Origin of the sequence: Streptosporangium amethystogenes subsp. fukuiense (assembly GCF_042665875.1) — a bacterium.
GTDB classification, from domain to species: Bacteria; Actinomycetota; Actinomycetes; order Streptosporangiales; family Streptosporangiaceae; genus Streptosporangium; species Streptosporangium fukuiense.
In genome coordinates, this window is the sequence record NZ_JBHTEE010000001.1 from 4,290,664 (window position 1) to 4,304,066 (window position 13,403).

The 13,403-nt window shown below is 70.2% G+C and carries 11 protein-coding genes; 8 read left to right on the top strand and 3 right to left on the bottom strand.

Translation table 11 applies throughout. From position 1 onward, the window contains the following. Window positions 1-223: 223 nt before the first annotated feature. The 4 genes from ACFQVD_RS18110 to ACFQVD_RS18125 all read left to right on the top strand — a co-directional run bounded on the left by ACFQVD_RS18110 (window position 224) and on the right by ACFQVD_RS18125 (window position 7,500). The gene (locus ACFQVD_RS18110; protein ID WP_343963969.1) at window positions 224-658 is read left to right on the top strand and encodes a helix-turn-helix transcriptional regulator; all 435 of its coding nucleotides are present in this window, start codon (window positions 224-226) and stop codon (window positions 656-658) included. Between the two features lie 92 nt (window positions 659-750). Then, window positions 751-3,714: an AfsR/SARP family transcriptional regulator gene (locus ACFQVD_RS18115; protein ID WP_343963971.1), complete on the top strand. Its 2,964-nt coding sequence runs from the start codon at window positions 751-753 to the stop codon at window positions 3,712-3,714. Window positions 3,715-3,843: 129 nt separating this feature from the next. Beyond that, on the top strand, window positions 3,844-6,087 hold the full coding sequence (locus ACFQVD_RS18120) for a molybdopterin cofactor-binding domain-containing protein (protein ID WP_343963973.1): 2,244 nt from the start codon (window positions 3,844-3,846) through the stop codon (window positions 6,085-6,087). 36 nt (window positions 6,088-6,123) lie between these two features. After that, window positions 6,124-7,500 (top strand): NCS2 family permease, encoded by a 1,377-nt coding sequence (locus tag ACFQVD_RS18125; protein WP_343963975.1) that lies wholly within the window; start codon window positions 6,124-6,126, stop codon window positions 7,498-7,500. Window positions 7,501-7,527: 27 nt separating this feature from the next. Here the strand turns inward: ACFQVD_RS18125 and ACFQVD_RS18130 are convergent, their stop codons facing one another. After that, window positions 7,528-8,580, bottom strand: coding sequence for an excalibur calcium-binding domain-containing protein (locus ACFQVD_RS18130; protein WP_343963977.1), 1,053 nt, complete (start codon window positions 8,578-8,580; stop codon window positions 7,528-7,530). An 84-nt stretch (window positions 8,581-8,664) separates the two neighbouring features. On the opposite strand from ACFQVD_RS18130, the gene ACFQVD_RS18135 reads away from it, so the two are divergent. Together ACFQVD_RS18135 and ald are read left to right on the top strand one after the other, a co-directional pair. Beyond that, window positions 8,665-8,919: a hypothetical protein gene (locus tag ACFQVD_RS18135; protein ID WP_343963979.1), complete on the top strand. Its 255-nt coding sequence runs from the start codon at window positions 8,665-8,667 to the stop codon at window positions 8,917-8,919. A 357-nt stretch (window positions 8,920-9,276) separates the two neighbouring features. Continuing rightward, window positions 9,277-10,395 carry an alanine dehydrogenase gene (gene ald / locus ACFQVD_RS18140; protein WP_343963981.1) on the top strand — a complete coding sequence of 373 codons (1,119 nt, stop codon included), beginning with the start codon at window positions 9,277-9,279 and terminating at the stop codon, window positions 10,393-10,395. A 28-nt stretch (window positions 10,396-10,423) separates the two neighbouring features. On the opposite strand, the gene ACFQVD_RS18145 is transcribed toward ald, so the two are convergent. Next, window positions 10,424-11,143: a DUF3105 domain-containing protein gene (locus ACFQVD_RS18145; protein ID WP_343963983.1), complete on the bottom strand. Its 720-nt coding sequence runs from the start codon at window positions 11,141-11,143 to the stop codon at window positions 10,424-10,426. Between the two features lie 133 nt (window positions 11,144-11,276). On the opposite strand from ACFQVD_RS18145, the gene ACFQVD_RS18150 reads away from it, so the two are divergent. Then, window positions 11,277-11,915, top strand: coding sequence for a DUF305 domain-containing protein (locus ACFQVD_RS18150; RefSeq protein ID WP_343963985.1), 639 nt, complete (start codon window positions 11,277-11,279; stop codon window positions 11,913-11,915). A 74-nt stretch (window positions 11,916-11,989) separates the two neighbouring features. Continuing rightward, window positions 11,990-12,289 (top strand): DUF3467 domain-containing protein, encoded by a 300-nt coding sequence (locus ACFQVD_RS18155; RefSeq protein ID WP_030921269.1) that lies wholly within the window; start codon window positions 11,990-11,992, stop codon window positions 12,287-12,289. A gap of 117 nt (window positions 12,290-12,406) precedes the next feature. Here ACFQVD_RS18155 and trpS read toward each other — a convergent pair whose 3' ends face one another. Beyond that, a complete protein-coding gene (gene trpS, locus ACFQVD_RS18160) occupies window positions 12,407-13,372 on the bottom strand; it encodes a tryptophan--tRNA ligase (RefSeq protein WP_343963987.1) in 966 nt (321 codons plus the stop codon). Window positions 13,373-13,403 lie beyond the last annotated feature (31 nt).

The following is a 13,403-nucleotide window of genomic DNA, read 5'->3' on the forward strand; positions in this document are numbered from 1 at the left end:
CTGCCGGGAGGAACACGCGGGTGTTCGGTCAAGCGCAGTTCGCGGGGGGCACATGACCCATTCTTTCCTGCCCCCTCCTTCGGCAGAGGGGAGAGACCAGATACGCCCCGATATCAACGCCCTCTGCTCGTCCGCGAGGCGCAGCGTGGCCGTTCTCCTGCCCAATCCCAGAACCGGCGTCGCGTTTTCTCGCATCTTCAATTCGGCCGTCATTCCACCTGGCGTGCGGACGAGGGTCGTCGTCGACTCACCGTCCGGAGCGGCCGGTTTCCCCGAGTCGGTGGAACTGAGGGTCGATCCGCTGATCTCCGAGAGATTCCTGATGGTCGACGGCCGCGTCGCCATGACCGGCCACACCTCCCGGATGGCGGTGGTGCGCGCCCCCGCGCTGGTCACGTTGCTGGGAGAGCTGTTCGAGCGCGTCTGGTCACAGGCCGAGCCACGCCTCCGCGAGCGGGAGCCGCTCTCCTCGCTGACGGACCAGGAAAGGACCGTTCTAAGGATGTCCGCGGAGGGCCTGACGGACGAGGTGATCGCCCGCCATCTCGGCCTGACCTCCCGCACCGTACGCCGCCACATGGCCACCGCGATGGAGCGGTTCGGAGCGCAGAGCAGATTCCAGGCCGGGGTCCGCATCGCCAAGGCAGGGATCGTCTAGGCGATCAGCGGGAACTCCGCGCCGCGAACTTGTCAGATAAGGTCGTTCTCCTCGACTTCGCTGTGTCATGCCCAACCGCGTGTGGAGGCCTGGTGGACGAGACGGAAGCCATTACCACCACCGGCGCCGCGGAGGGACTCGGTGTCGACGTTCTGGGACCGGTGACCGGCCGGAGGGGTTCACTCGAACTCGATCTGGGAGAGCCCAGGCAGCAGGCCGTCCTCTGCATCCTGGCGATCAACGCGGGACAGCCGGTCACCAGGGACCGGCTGATCGACGGAGTATGGGGCGAGAGGCCGCCGAAGACGGCGGAACAGAGCGTCTACACATACGTGTCCAGGCTGAGACGGGCACTGGACCCGGACCGGGATCCGCGGAGACCTTCGAGGCCGCTGGTCTCCGTGCCGGGCGGATACTCGCTGCGGCTCGCGCCGGAGCAGGTGGACGCCCTGGTCTTCGAGCGCTGCCTTGACCTGGCCAGGAAGTCGCACGCGAAGGACTCGTACGAGACCGCCCTGCACTCCCTGAACAGGGCCTCGGAACTGTGGCGGGGCACGTGCCTGGGCGGGATTCCCGGCCCGTTCGCCGAGTTCGAGCGGCACAGGTTGAACGAACTACGCCTGACCTCGCTGGAGCTGCACGCGGACCTGCTGCTCCTGCTCCGGCGCCCCCAGGAGGCCGCGGCCCTGCTGGCCCCCCTGACCTGTGAGCACCCGCTGCGCGAAAGGCTCCGCGAGCTGCACATGGTCGCGCTCTACCGCTGCGGCCGACAGGTGGAGGCGCTGAAGGTCTACCAGGAGATCCGGCACCTGCTGGCCGAGGAGTTCGGCATCCAGCCGCACGAGAGTCTCCGCAGGTGCCATGAGCTGATCCTGCGTGCCGATCCCCTGCTCGATCTGCCCTCGGCGACGCTCCCCGCGCTCCCGGAACGGGTTCCCCCGCTCCGGGAGCCCTCACATTCGCGGCACCGCGCCGCCGCCCGGGGGAAGGTGGCCCACCAGTTGCCGCGCGACCCCACCGACTTCGTCGGACGCGCGGAGGAACTCGTGCGGCTCAGAACGCTGCTCTCTCCCTGGGACGGCCGCCCGCCCCGGCATGTCGTCGCGATCACCGGGACACCCGGATCCGGCAAGTCGACCCTGGCGCTCCGGGCCGCGCACCTGGTCCGCGACCGTTTCCCCGACGGGCAGCTGTACGTGAACCTGCGCGGGGCGACGCCCGGCATGAGGCGGCTGGAACCGATCGAGGTGATCAGCAGGTTCCTGCGTGATCTCGGCATGTCCCCGCGCGACATTCCCGCCGACCTCGATGAGGCCGCCGCCCTGTGGCGTGGCGAACTCGACGGCCGCCAGATCCTCGTCGTGCTGGACGACGCCGCCGACCTGGCACAGATCCGTCCGCTGCTGTCGGTGCCGATGGGCAACACGATCCTGACGACCAGCCGGGAGAGCTTCACCCTGCTCGACGACTGTGTCCGTATGCCGATCTCCAGGATGCGGCGCGCCGAGTCCTCCACGATGCTCGCGAGGCTGATCGGGGAGGAGCGGGTCGCCGAGGACGTTCAGGCGACGGCGCGCCTGATCGACCTCTGCGGGGGCCTGCCACTGGCCGTCGGCATCGCGGGAGCCCGGCTGGCGAACCGGCCGCGCTGGGGCGTCGTCGACCTGGTGAACCGGCTGGAGGACGAGCGGGGGCGGCTGCGAGAGCTGGCGGCGGGCGATCTCGCGGTCCGGTCCAGCCTCGCGGTCAGTCACGACATGCTCGCCGGCAGCGACCACCACCTGGACCGGACGGCCGCCCGCGCGCTGCGCGCGCTCGGCGTACTGCAGACGGCCGATGTGACGGCACCTGTCGTCGGCGCCCTGCTGGACGTCCCCGCGGACACCGCGGAGCGCGCGATGGAACGACTGGTCGACGCGCACCTGCTGGAGGAGGACGAGCCGGGAAGGTACCGGCCGCACGACCTGATCCGGCTGTTCGCAGGCGAGCAGGTCGCCCGCGAGGAGACGGAGACGGATCGCGACGCCATGCTGGACCGGGCGCTGAGCTTCTATGTCGGGACCACCCGGCTGGCCGTGAAGCTGGCCCGCTACCCTCGCGCGGAGTCGGCGGACGTCGATCTCGGTGCCGGCCCTCTTCCGCTCGGCTCCTACCAGGAGGCCCACGAGTGGCTGAACCGGGAACAGGCCAATCTCCTGTCCGCCGCCTTCCAGGCGATGTCCGCTCCCCGGGAGCGGACCTCGCGTCTCGGTGTCGCCCTGGTCTTCGCGCTCTTCTGGCACCTCCACCACGCCGGCCTTCCCGCTCGCCTCCTCACGATCAGCCGGCGGACCCTCGCGGCCGGGCAGCGGCTGGAGGATCACCGGCTGGAGGCGGGGGCGCACAGCCTCGTGGGCCTCGCGCTGAACATGGTCGGCCGTCTCGAAGAGGCCCTGCACCACTTCCGGCAGCACCTGATCCTGTGCCGCCGGCTCTCCGAGCGGCACGGTGAGCAGAAGGCGCTGGGCAATCTCGCCATGAACTATCTCGAACTCGGCTGCTACGAGAAGTGCATCGGCTGCGCCGAGAAACAGCGGGAGGTCGCGGACGCGATCGGGCACAGGTCAGGTGAGCACTACGCGCTCACCATGATCGGTTCTGGGTACCACGGCCTGCACCGGTTCGAGCAGGCACTGGCCATGCTGGACGAGGCCCTGTTCAAGTGCCGCAGGGACGGCAACCTGTATCAGGAGACGGCCGTGCACGAGAGACTGGGCGGCGTTCACCTCGACCTGGGGGACGCCGCGGCGGCCAGGGCCTCCTTCGAGGCCGGCCTCGACTGCGCGCGCGCCGCGCAGGTGGTCGTCGCCGAACCGTACCTGCTGCTCGGCCTGGCCCGCTCCCTGCTGCTCCTCGGCGAGACCGAGCAGGCTGTGACCCACCTGGGGCGTTCCATCGCGTCCGCCAGGGCGACGGGGAACGACGAGGTGGAGAGGAAGGCGTCGGCGGAGCGGGCGGCCATCGGGGCCGTCCGCGAGAAACCGTCCACCTCCCCGGGCCGGATGATGGCCCTCTGAGGACCGCCGGCCCGGTGGGCCGATCACGCGCACCCGCCGGGCACAACCGTAAGAGTCGCTAACGACCGCCTCCCGCGTTCCCCCGTGTCTGCCATGTCCGGCCCCGTGCCAGGCTGATGTACTACCGGAGTGAGCGGCATCGAAACGCGGCAGAGCCTGGGCATCGGCGAGAGCGTCCTGCGTCCCGACGGGACGCTGAAGGTCACGGGCGAGTTCGCCTACTCCTCCGACCTGTATCTGGCGGACATGATCTGGGGGGTCACCCTGCGCAGTCCGCACCCGTCGGCGTGGATCCGCTCGATCGACGTCGGCCCCGCGCTGGGCATGCCCGGCGTGTACGCGGTGCTCACCCACGAGGACGTGCCCGGCGAGAAGTTCTACGGACTGGAGCACAGGGACCAGCCGGTGCTCGCCGTCGACCAGGTCCGCTACCAGGGCGAGCCGGTCGCGCTGGTCGCCGCCGACCACCCCGAGCGCGCCAGGCGGGCGGCCGCGGCCGTCGTCGTGGAGTACGAGGTCCGCGAGGCCGTCACCGACCCACGCCGGGCCGCCTTCGACGCTTCCTGCCCCGCCGTCCAGGACGGGGGCAACGTGCTGCGCCACCAGCCGATCCGGGTCGGTTCGGTGTTCGAGGCCCCCGTGGTCGTCACCGGCGAGTACGAGGTCGGCATGCAGGACCAGGCCTTCCTCGGCCCGGAGTCCGGGCTGGCCGTGCCCGCCGAGGACGGCGGGGTGGACCTGTACATCGCCACCCAGTGGCTGCACGCCGACCAGAGGCAGATCGCGCCGTGCCTGGGACTGCCCGAGGAGAAGGTGCGGCTCTCGCTGGCCGGGGTGGGCGGCGCGTTCGGCGCCCGTGAGGATCTGTCCATGCAGGTCCACGCGTGCATGCTGGCCCTGCGCACGGGCCGTCCCGTGAAGATCGTCTACAACCGCGAGGAGTCCTTCTACGGCCACGTCCACCGGCACCCGGCCCGGATGCGCTATGAGCACGGTGCCACCCGCGAGGGCAGGCTGCTGTACGTCAAAGCGGAGATCCTGCTGGACGGCGGCGCCTACTGCTCCACCTCCCCGGCCGTGGTCGGCAACGCGGCCTCGCTGGGGGTCGGCCCCTACGAGGTGGACAACGTGTGGATCGACGCCTACGGCGTCTACACCAACAACCCGCCCTGCGGGGCGATGCGCGGTTTCGGCGCGGTGCAGGCCTGCTACGCCTACGAGTCGCAGATGGACAGGCTGGCCGAGGCGTGCGGGATCTCCCCCGTCGAGGTCAGGATCCGCAACGCGGTCTCCGAGGGGTCGAGGCTGGCCACCGGGCAGGTGATCGACTCACCCGCGCCGCTGGCCGAGATGCTCGCCGAACTCGCCGCGATGCCGCTGCCCGCCACCCCCACCGCCTCGGAGGACGCCTCGGACGACGCGGGCGGGACGGACCTGCTGAACATGCCGGGCGGCATCTCACAGACCACCCACGGCGAGGGCGTGCGGCGCGGGGTCGGCTACGGCGTGGGTATCAAGAACATCTGCTTCTCCGAGGGCTTCGACGACCACTCGACCGCCAGGGTGCGGGTGGAGCTGATCGGCGGGGAACCGCACGTCCTGGTGCACACGGCCGCGGCCGAGGTGGGACAGGGTCTGCTGATGGTCCAGGAGCAGATCGCCAGGACCGAACTGGAGATCGACACGGTGACGGTCGCGCGGGCGGACACCTCCGTCGGGTCGGCCGGGTCCTCGTCGGCGTCCCGCCAGTCCTACGTCACCGGCGGCGCGGTCAGGGCGGCCTGCCAGGCCGTGCGGGAGCGGCTGGACAAGCTGCGGGCCGACGGATCGTCGCTGGTACGGGCCCTGGAGGTGGCCGGGGCCGTGGAGGAGACCAGGGAGTACCGGCACCGGCCCACCTTCCCGCTGGACCCCCTCACCGGGCAGGGCGACTCCCACACCCAGCTCGCGCTGTGCGTGCACCGCGCGGTCGTGGACGTGGACGTGGAACTCGGCCTGGTCAAGGTGGTGGAGCTGGCCGCGGTCCAGGACGTGGGCCGGATCATGAACCCGCTGGCGCTGGAGGGCCAGATCCACGGCGGTTCCGCCCAGGGGCTGGGGCTGGCACTCATGGAGGAGATCCAGGTCCAGGACGGGGTGGTGCGAAACCCCTCGTTCACCGACTACCTGATCCCCACCATCCTCGACATGCCGCCGATGCGGGTGTCGATCATGGAGAACCCGGACCCGCACGCCCCCTACGGCCTGCGCGGCGCGGGCGAGCCCCCCACCCTCTCGGCCACCCCCGCGGTGGCCGCCGCCGTACGGGCCGCGACCGGTCTGCCGTTGCCCCGGGTGCCCATTCGCCCCCATGACATCGCTTTGAACGGGTAGGAACCGCTCATCCCCTCCGCCTCCGGAGGGGAGACCATGGATCGCTTCTTCGAGCTCTCGGCCAGGGGGACGACGGTCGGCCGCGAGGTCCGGGGTGGGCTAACCACCTTCATGGCGATGGCGTACGTCATCCTGCTGAACCCGATCATCCTGGGCGGGGCGACGGACGTCACGGGGGCCAAGCTGTCGACCCATCAGCTGACCACGTCGACGATCCTCGCGGCGGCGGTGAGCACGCTGCTCATGGGAGTGATCGGCAACGCGCCGCTCGGGGTCGCGACCGGGCTCGGGCTGAACGCGGTGGTCGCCTACCAGGCCGCACCGCACATGACGTGGGCTCAGGCGATGGGGCTGGTCGTGCTGGAGGGGCTGGTGATCGTGCTGCTGGCCGTGTCCGGGCTGCGGCAGCTCATCATGAACTCCATCCCGCTGGCACTGAAACACGCGATCAGCGTGGGTATCGGGATGTTCATCACGCTGATCGGGCTGGTGGACGCGGGTTTCGTCGGCAGGGGTACGGGATCGCCGGTCCAGCTCGGCACCACCGGGCGCCTGACGGGCTGGCCGGTGGCGCTGTTCTGCCTGGGGCTGCTGGTGGTGATCGCCCTTTTCGTACGCAAGGTCCAGGGCGCCATCCTGATCGGCATCGTGATCACCGCTGTGCTCGCCGTCGTGGTCAACACCTTCACCACGGTCCCGCCGGAGCTCTGGGGTGTGGTGATCCCCCGGATGCCGGAAGCGGTGGTCGGGGCACCCGACTTCGGACTGGTCGGCCAGGTGGACCTGTTCGGCGGATTCGCCCGCGCCGGTGCGCTGACCGCCACCATCGTGCTGTTCACGCTCGTACTGTCGGGGTTCTTCGACGCGATGGGCACCATCATCGGGGTGAGCGACGAGGCGGGCCTGGTGGACGAGCAGGGCCGGGTGCCCCGGCTGGGGGCGATCCTCACCGTGGACGGCGTGTCCGCTGCGATCGGGGGTCTCACGAGCTCCTCGGCGAACACGGTGTTCGTGGAGTCGGCGGCCGGGGTCGGGGAGGGAGCCAGGACCGGCCTGGCGGCCGTCGTCACCGGCGCCCTGTTCTCGCTCACCCTGCTCTTCACACCGCTCGCCACCGTCGTCCCCGCCGCCGCGGCGGCGCCCGCGCTGGTCCTGGTGGGCGCGCTGATGATGACCCAGGTCAGGAACGTGCCCTGGGAGGACCTGGCCATCGCGATCCCGGCGTTCCTGACGATCGTGCTGATGCCGTTCACCTACAGCATCACCAACGGGGTGGGCGCGGGCGTGATCTCCTACACCGTCATCCAGGCGGCCCTCGGCCGGGCCGGGAGGATCCCGTGGCTGCTCTGGGTGGTCAGCCTGATCTTCGCGATCTACTTCGGCGTCGACGGCATCGGGACGCTGTTCTTCTGAGCCGGTCCGGATCGCACGGGGTCGCGCTCAGGACCTGTCGTTCAGCTCGCAGGCGATACCGTTCTTGTTCCCGTCGATGTACCAGTCGTACTCCTGGTGAATCCCCTTGTGGTAGGGGCCGTATCCGTTGTCGTTCGCCTCCTTGCAGGTGGCGTACCTGGGGTCGAGGTCTCCATCGCCCGACGTGGCCGGAGAGGTGTTCCGGGTGGCGGGGTTGGTCCCTGCCCCATCGGTCCCTGCCCCATCGGTCCCTGTTCCGTTGGTCCCTGTTCCGTTGGTCCCTGTTCCGTCGGTCCCCGGCGGGTTCGTCGCGGTCGTGTCCGGGACGCCGTTGTTCGACGGGTTCACCGGCTGGTCGGGCTGCGGGTTCGTGGACGGATCGGCCGGCGGGGTGAAGACCGAGGTGTCGTTCGGCTGGGGGTCCGTGGTCGGCTCGGTGCCGATGCCGCTTGAGCCGAGCAGCCGGACGACCATCGCGTCCGCCTGTTCCTTGGTGAAGGAGCCGGCGATGCTCAGGCTGTCGGCGGTGATCGCCTGGGCGACCCGGGGGGCCGCCACCACCTTCTCCCCCACCACGATCGCGATCTGCTGCCTGACCGGGTCGTCCTCCTTGACCACCTCCTCGGTCAGGTCGGTGATCTGCTCGCGGAAGGTGGGCGCGAAAGCGATCCTGACCGAGTAGGTGCCGTTCTTCTCCTGGATCGCCTCGATCTTCCGCACGGCGTTCACGGTGACCCCGGCGGCGACCGAGTAGCAGTTCTGCCCGAGGTCGTCGGGATAGGTCTCCGGAAGCGTGCAGGCTCCGGCCTTCGCCTCGGTCACCGGGGCGAAGTGGATGGGAACCGCCAGCCTGCTGGGCGGCTTGGCGCCGAGCGGCATGTCGGGGTTGCGGGTCATGAGCACCGCGATGGTGCCGAGCACGCCGGTGATCAGCACGACGACGACCAGGGTGGACACCAGGATCGCGGTCGTGACCCGGCTCGCCTGGGGCACCCCCGGCGCCCCGCTCGGCGGCAACCCTCCGGCCTGCCTGCCGCCGGGGGCCGGCACGCCCGCTCCCGGGCCCCCCGCTGCGGGCACGCCCACTCCCAGAGCACCCGGCCCCTGACCACCCGGCCCCTGGCCGCCTGGCCCCTGGCCGCCTGGCCCCTGACCGGCAGCCCCGTGACCAGCCGGTCCCGGCGCATCCGGACCCTGCCCGCCCTGCCCCTGCCCGCCCTGACCTGGGCCGGCGAACCTCGGGTCACCGGGGTCCTGACCACCGGGCCCCGGGCCTTCGGAGCCGGGATCACCGGACCTTGGATCGGCGGGACCAAAACCGGCGGGGCCGGAACCACCCCGGTCGGGACCGTCGGACCTCGGTTCACCGGGAGTCCCGACGCCCGGTTCCCGGGGGCCGCGGGCGTGGCGTCCGGCTGAGGCGCCGGGACGCTCGGGTGGCGTGAAGGCGTCGTAGGAGGACGAGGGTCCCCATGACGCGCCGGCGGGCTCGTCAGCCCCTGCTGGAGGTCCCTGCGGTACGGGCGGCCCACCCGGCCCCGCGTGCATCCCCATCGTCATATCCCCGTATTCCTCGCATCTGTTCGCGGCGAGCCTATCGATCAGCACCGGAAGCCGGTAACCCCGCAAGTCAGGACGGATACCGACCGGCCGGGCGCCGACGAACCGCTGACGGTATGCCACCGGCGCCGTCCCTTTCCTGCCACCTTGCGCGTGATTACTCACTTTCGGGGAACGCACGTGAGGAAGAGGACACGTGCCCACCCTGGAGGAGCCGTGAAGATCTCTGTTCCCCGCGAGGTCAAGAATCGCGAGTACCGTGTGGCCCTGACTCCCGCCGGAGCCCATGAGCTCGTCCGGCACGGCCACGAGGTCTTCGTCGAGAAGGACGCCGGGGTGGGGTCCGCCATTCCCGACGCCGACTTCCGACGCGCGGGCGCGACCATCCTGGACTCCGCGGACGACGTGTGGGCGGAGGGCGACCTGGTCCTGAAGGTCAAGGAGCCCGTCGCCGAGGAGTACCACCGGATGCGCAAGGGCCAGGTGCTCTTCACCTACCTGCACCTGGCCGCGTCGCCGGCCTGCACCCGGGCCATGCTCGAATCGGGGATCACCGGCATCGCCTACGAGACGGTGCAGAAAGCGGACGGCTCCCTGCCTCTGCTGGCCCCCATGTCGGAGGTGGCCGGACGGCTCGCCCCGCAGGTGGGCGCCTATCACCTGATGCGCCAGGGCGGCGGGCGAGGCGTGCTGATGGGCGGGGTGTCCGGGGTGCACGCGGCCGGCGTGGTCGTGATCGGTGCCGGGGTCGCCGGTATGAACGCCGCGGTCATCGCGCTGGGCATGCAGGCGGAGGTGCTGCTGCTGGACCGCGACATCGACCGGCTCCGCCAGGCGGACATGATCTACAGGGGTCACTGCAGGACCGTCGCCTCCACCGCGTACGAGATCGAACGGGCGGTGCTGGACGCGGATCTGGTCGTCGGCGCGGTGCTGGTCGCGGGCGCGAGAGCCCCCAAGCTGGTCGACAACGACCTGGTCTCGCGGATGAGGCCCGGTTCGGTCCTGGTGGACATCTCCATCGACCAGGGCGGCTGCTTCGAGGACTCCCGGCCCACCACCCATGACGATCCGACCTACCGGGTGCACGACTCGGTGTTCTACTGCGTGGCCAACATGCCGGGCGCGGTCCCGCACACCTCGACGTACGCCCTGACCAACGTGACGGTCCCCTACGCCCTCGCGATCGCCGAACTGGGCTGGCGGGGAGCCCTCCGGGACGACCCCGCGCTGGCACGGGGCCTGAACACACACGAGGGGCACCTGACCAACCGGCCCGTGGCCGAGGCTCACGGGCTGGAGGCGGTGCCCCTGGAGTGGGCATTGCGGGCCTAGCGGGGACCGAGCCGGACCAAGGACCCGGTCAGGACGCCGGGGTGGCGCTGGGTGCCGGAGTGTGCGTGGCCGGGGCGTCGGTGGCCGGGGCGCCGCTCTGGTCGGGCGCCGCGGACGGCGCGGTCTCCGGGATGGGCGCCTCGGCGGTGGTGGTGCCCACGGCTCCGCTGCAGGACGCGCCGAGCTCGGGGGTGTCCGGGCCGTTCTTGTACTTGGTGATGAACTTGGGCAGCCGCGGGTCCTCCGCGCTGTCCAGCTTGAGCTGCTTGTTCCAGGAGCTGGCCACGACCTTGGTGGGCAGCCCCGGGTACGGGCTCAGCAGCATGTAGTCCTTGGACGCCAGCTCCTTGAGCCTGTCCAGCTCGGCCTTGGGCAGGTCGGGCCGGTAGGTGATCCACACGGCGCCGTGCTCCATGGAGTGGACGGCGTTCTCGTTGTTGATCGGCTGGTCGTAGATGCCGCAGTTCTGCCAGGACGGGTGGTGCTCGCCGCCGAGCGGCGGATTCTCCTTGTACGTCACCTTGGTCTGGGTGTGCTGGCTGCCGACGTACTTCGCGCTAACGACGCTGTCCAGCGAGGTCGTGGCCCGCTCGTTGACCATGTAGAAGGCGACGAGCCCGACGAGCAGAACGATGACGAGGCCTCCGGCACCCCACATCAGGAAGGCCGTTCTACGCTCCTTGCGTTGCTGCTCCGCACGCATCCGGGCAAGGTGCTCCCGCCTCGCCTGCGCCTTTTCCTTGGTCATCAACCCTCCAGCCAGCAAACAACTCCGGTCACCCTATGCCCTACCGGCGTATGTGGAGAATAAAGGGCTCATAACACGTGATAGAGCGACGATTCGCAGCAGTGGGTACGCTGGGCAGGCAATGGAGACTCCGGTGAAAGACAGTGCGAAGTCCAGGCGCGGCGTGGCGCTCGGCGTCCTGCTCGGCTGCCTGGTCGTGGCGGTCACGCTGCTGTTCGTCGTGGGCAGGACGGCATCCCCGACCGACGCCTCACCAGAGGCGGGATTCGCCCGCGACATGTCGGTCCACCATGCCCAGGCCGTCGAGATGTCCTTCATCGCCAGGGACGGGAGCGAGGACGAGGCGCTCCGGCAGCTGGCCTACGACATCATCGTCACCCAGACGGCCCAGCGCGGCATCTTCATGGGCTGGCTGCAGCAGTGGGGGTTGAACCAGTCGACGGAGCGACCGGTCATGGCGTGGATGTCCGGTCACGGCGGCCACTCTGTAACGCCGGGCGCCTCCGCCGCGATGCCCGGTATGGCCGGCGACGACGAGCTCAAAAGGCTCCGGGAGGCCACAGGCAAGGACCAGGAGATCCTCTTCCTGCAGCTCATGATCCGCCATCACGAGGGCGGCGTGCAGATGGGCCGGGGGCTGCTGAAACTGTCCGACCGCGACGAGGTGGCCACCATGGCGCAGCACATCGTCGACGGCCAGACAGGCGAGATCGAGTTGATGACCGACATGTTGCGGCAGCGCGGCGCCCAGCGGCTGCCTTCCATCCTTTAATAGCGTCGGCGCGTCCCTGTGTGGCCGGTCTCCGGCCAGGGCAACATGGAGTCAACCTGGCCGGAGGAAAGAGAATGGTGAACGACGAGCCGGAGAACCGCCTGGAGGTGAGCATCTCCGCCGAGGTAGAAATGGGGCAGTACGCCAATTTCGCCTCCGTGTGGCACACCCAGGATGGGTTCGTCCTGGACTTCGCGGTGATCACCAGGCCGCCCCAACTGGCCAACGACCCCTCCTCGGGGCATCACTTCGTGAGTGTGCCGACCCGGATCGTCAGCCGGATCCGCATCCCTCCGAGCCAGGTCTTCGAGCTGATGAAGGCCCTCGAACAGCAGTTGACCGCGTACGAGCACGAGACGGGCCAGAAGAACTGAGTCCGGCCCGCCGGTGTGGCGGATCCGGTCCACCGCGCCCCGGGCGCGGGAAGCCCCGCCCGCCGGGCCCCGGGACGCGGCCGAACCCGGCAGGTGAGACCCGGTTTCAGGCCGCCTTCATGGCAGGCCGATGGCCTGCCGGGCCTCGGCCAGCAGGCCGGCGGTGCGCCGGGTGGCCAGCGCCGCCCCGTCCGACAGGAGCCGCGACAGCTCGGCCTGGTCCGCCGAGAGCTCGGCGTAGCGCTCCTGGACGGGCCGCAGCCGCTCCACCACCGCCTCGGCCACATCCCGCTTGAGCGCGCCGTACGACCCGTAGGAGAACGACTCGACCGGCCGGTCCGAGCAGGCGGCGAGCAGGGCGAGCAGGTTGGAGACGCCGGGCTTGCCCACCGGGTCGTGGCGGACCTCGGTGCCGGAGTCGGTCACCGCCCGCATGACCTTGCGCCGGATGTCGTCGGGCCGGTCGAGCAGATAGACGGTTCCCGCGGCCGAGCCATCCGACTTGCCCATCTTCGAGGTGGGATCGCTCAGGTCCATGATCCTGGCGGCGACCCGCGGGTGCACCGCCTCGGGCACCGTGAAGACCTCGCCGTACAGCCGGTTGAACCGCAGGGCCAGGTCCCTGGTCAGTTCCACGTGCTGGCGCTGGTCCTCCCCCACGGGCACGACGTCCACCCGGTGCAGCAGGATGTCGGCGGCCATCAGCGCGGGGTAGGTGAGCAGTGAGAGCCGCACCTCCTCCTGCGCGGCCGACTTCTCCTTGAACTGGATCATCCGCCGCATCTCGCCGTAGTGGGCGGTGCTCTCCAGCAGGTAGGCCAGTTCGGTGTGCGCGGGCACCTGGGACTGGATGTAGAGGAGAGAGCGATCAAGGCCACAGGCGAGCAGCAGGGTCGCCGCCTCGCGGGTGTTCGCGCGGAGCCGCTCCGGGTCGTGCTTGATCGTCAGGGCGTGCAGGTCCGCGACGGCGTAGACGCAGTCGGCCTCGTCCTGGAGCCGTACCGCGGGCACGATCGCGCCCAGCAGGTTGCCCAGCGTGAGGTGGCCGGTCGGTTTGAAGGCGGTGAAGACGCGCTTTGTCATGGTCACTCCTTGTGGAAGGGAGGACCGCCGC

Coding starts and splice junctions, on each gene's coding strand:
- ACFQVD_RS18125 (WP_343963975.1), top strand. CDS start 6,124: ATGGATCGCTTCTTCGAGCTCTCGGCCAGGGGGACGACGGTCGGCCGC.
- ACFQVD_RS18145 (WP_343963983.1), bottom strand. CDS start 11,143: ATGACCAAGGAAAAGGCGCAGGCGAGGCGGGAGCACCTTGCCCGGATG.
- trpS (WP_343963987.1), bottom strand. CDS start 13,372: ATGACAAAGCGCGTCTTCACCGCCTTCAAACCGACCGGCCACCTCACG.
- ACFQVD_RS18155 (WP_030921269.1), top strand. CDS start 11,990: ATGGTGAACGACGAGCCGGAGAACCGCCTGGAGGTGAGCATCTCCGCC.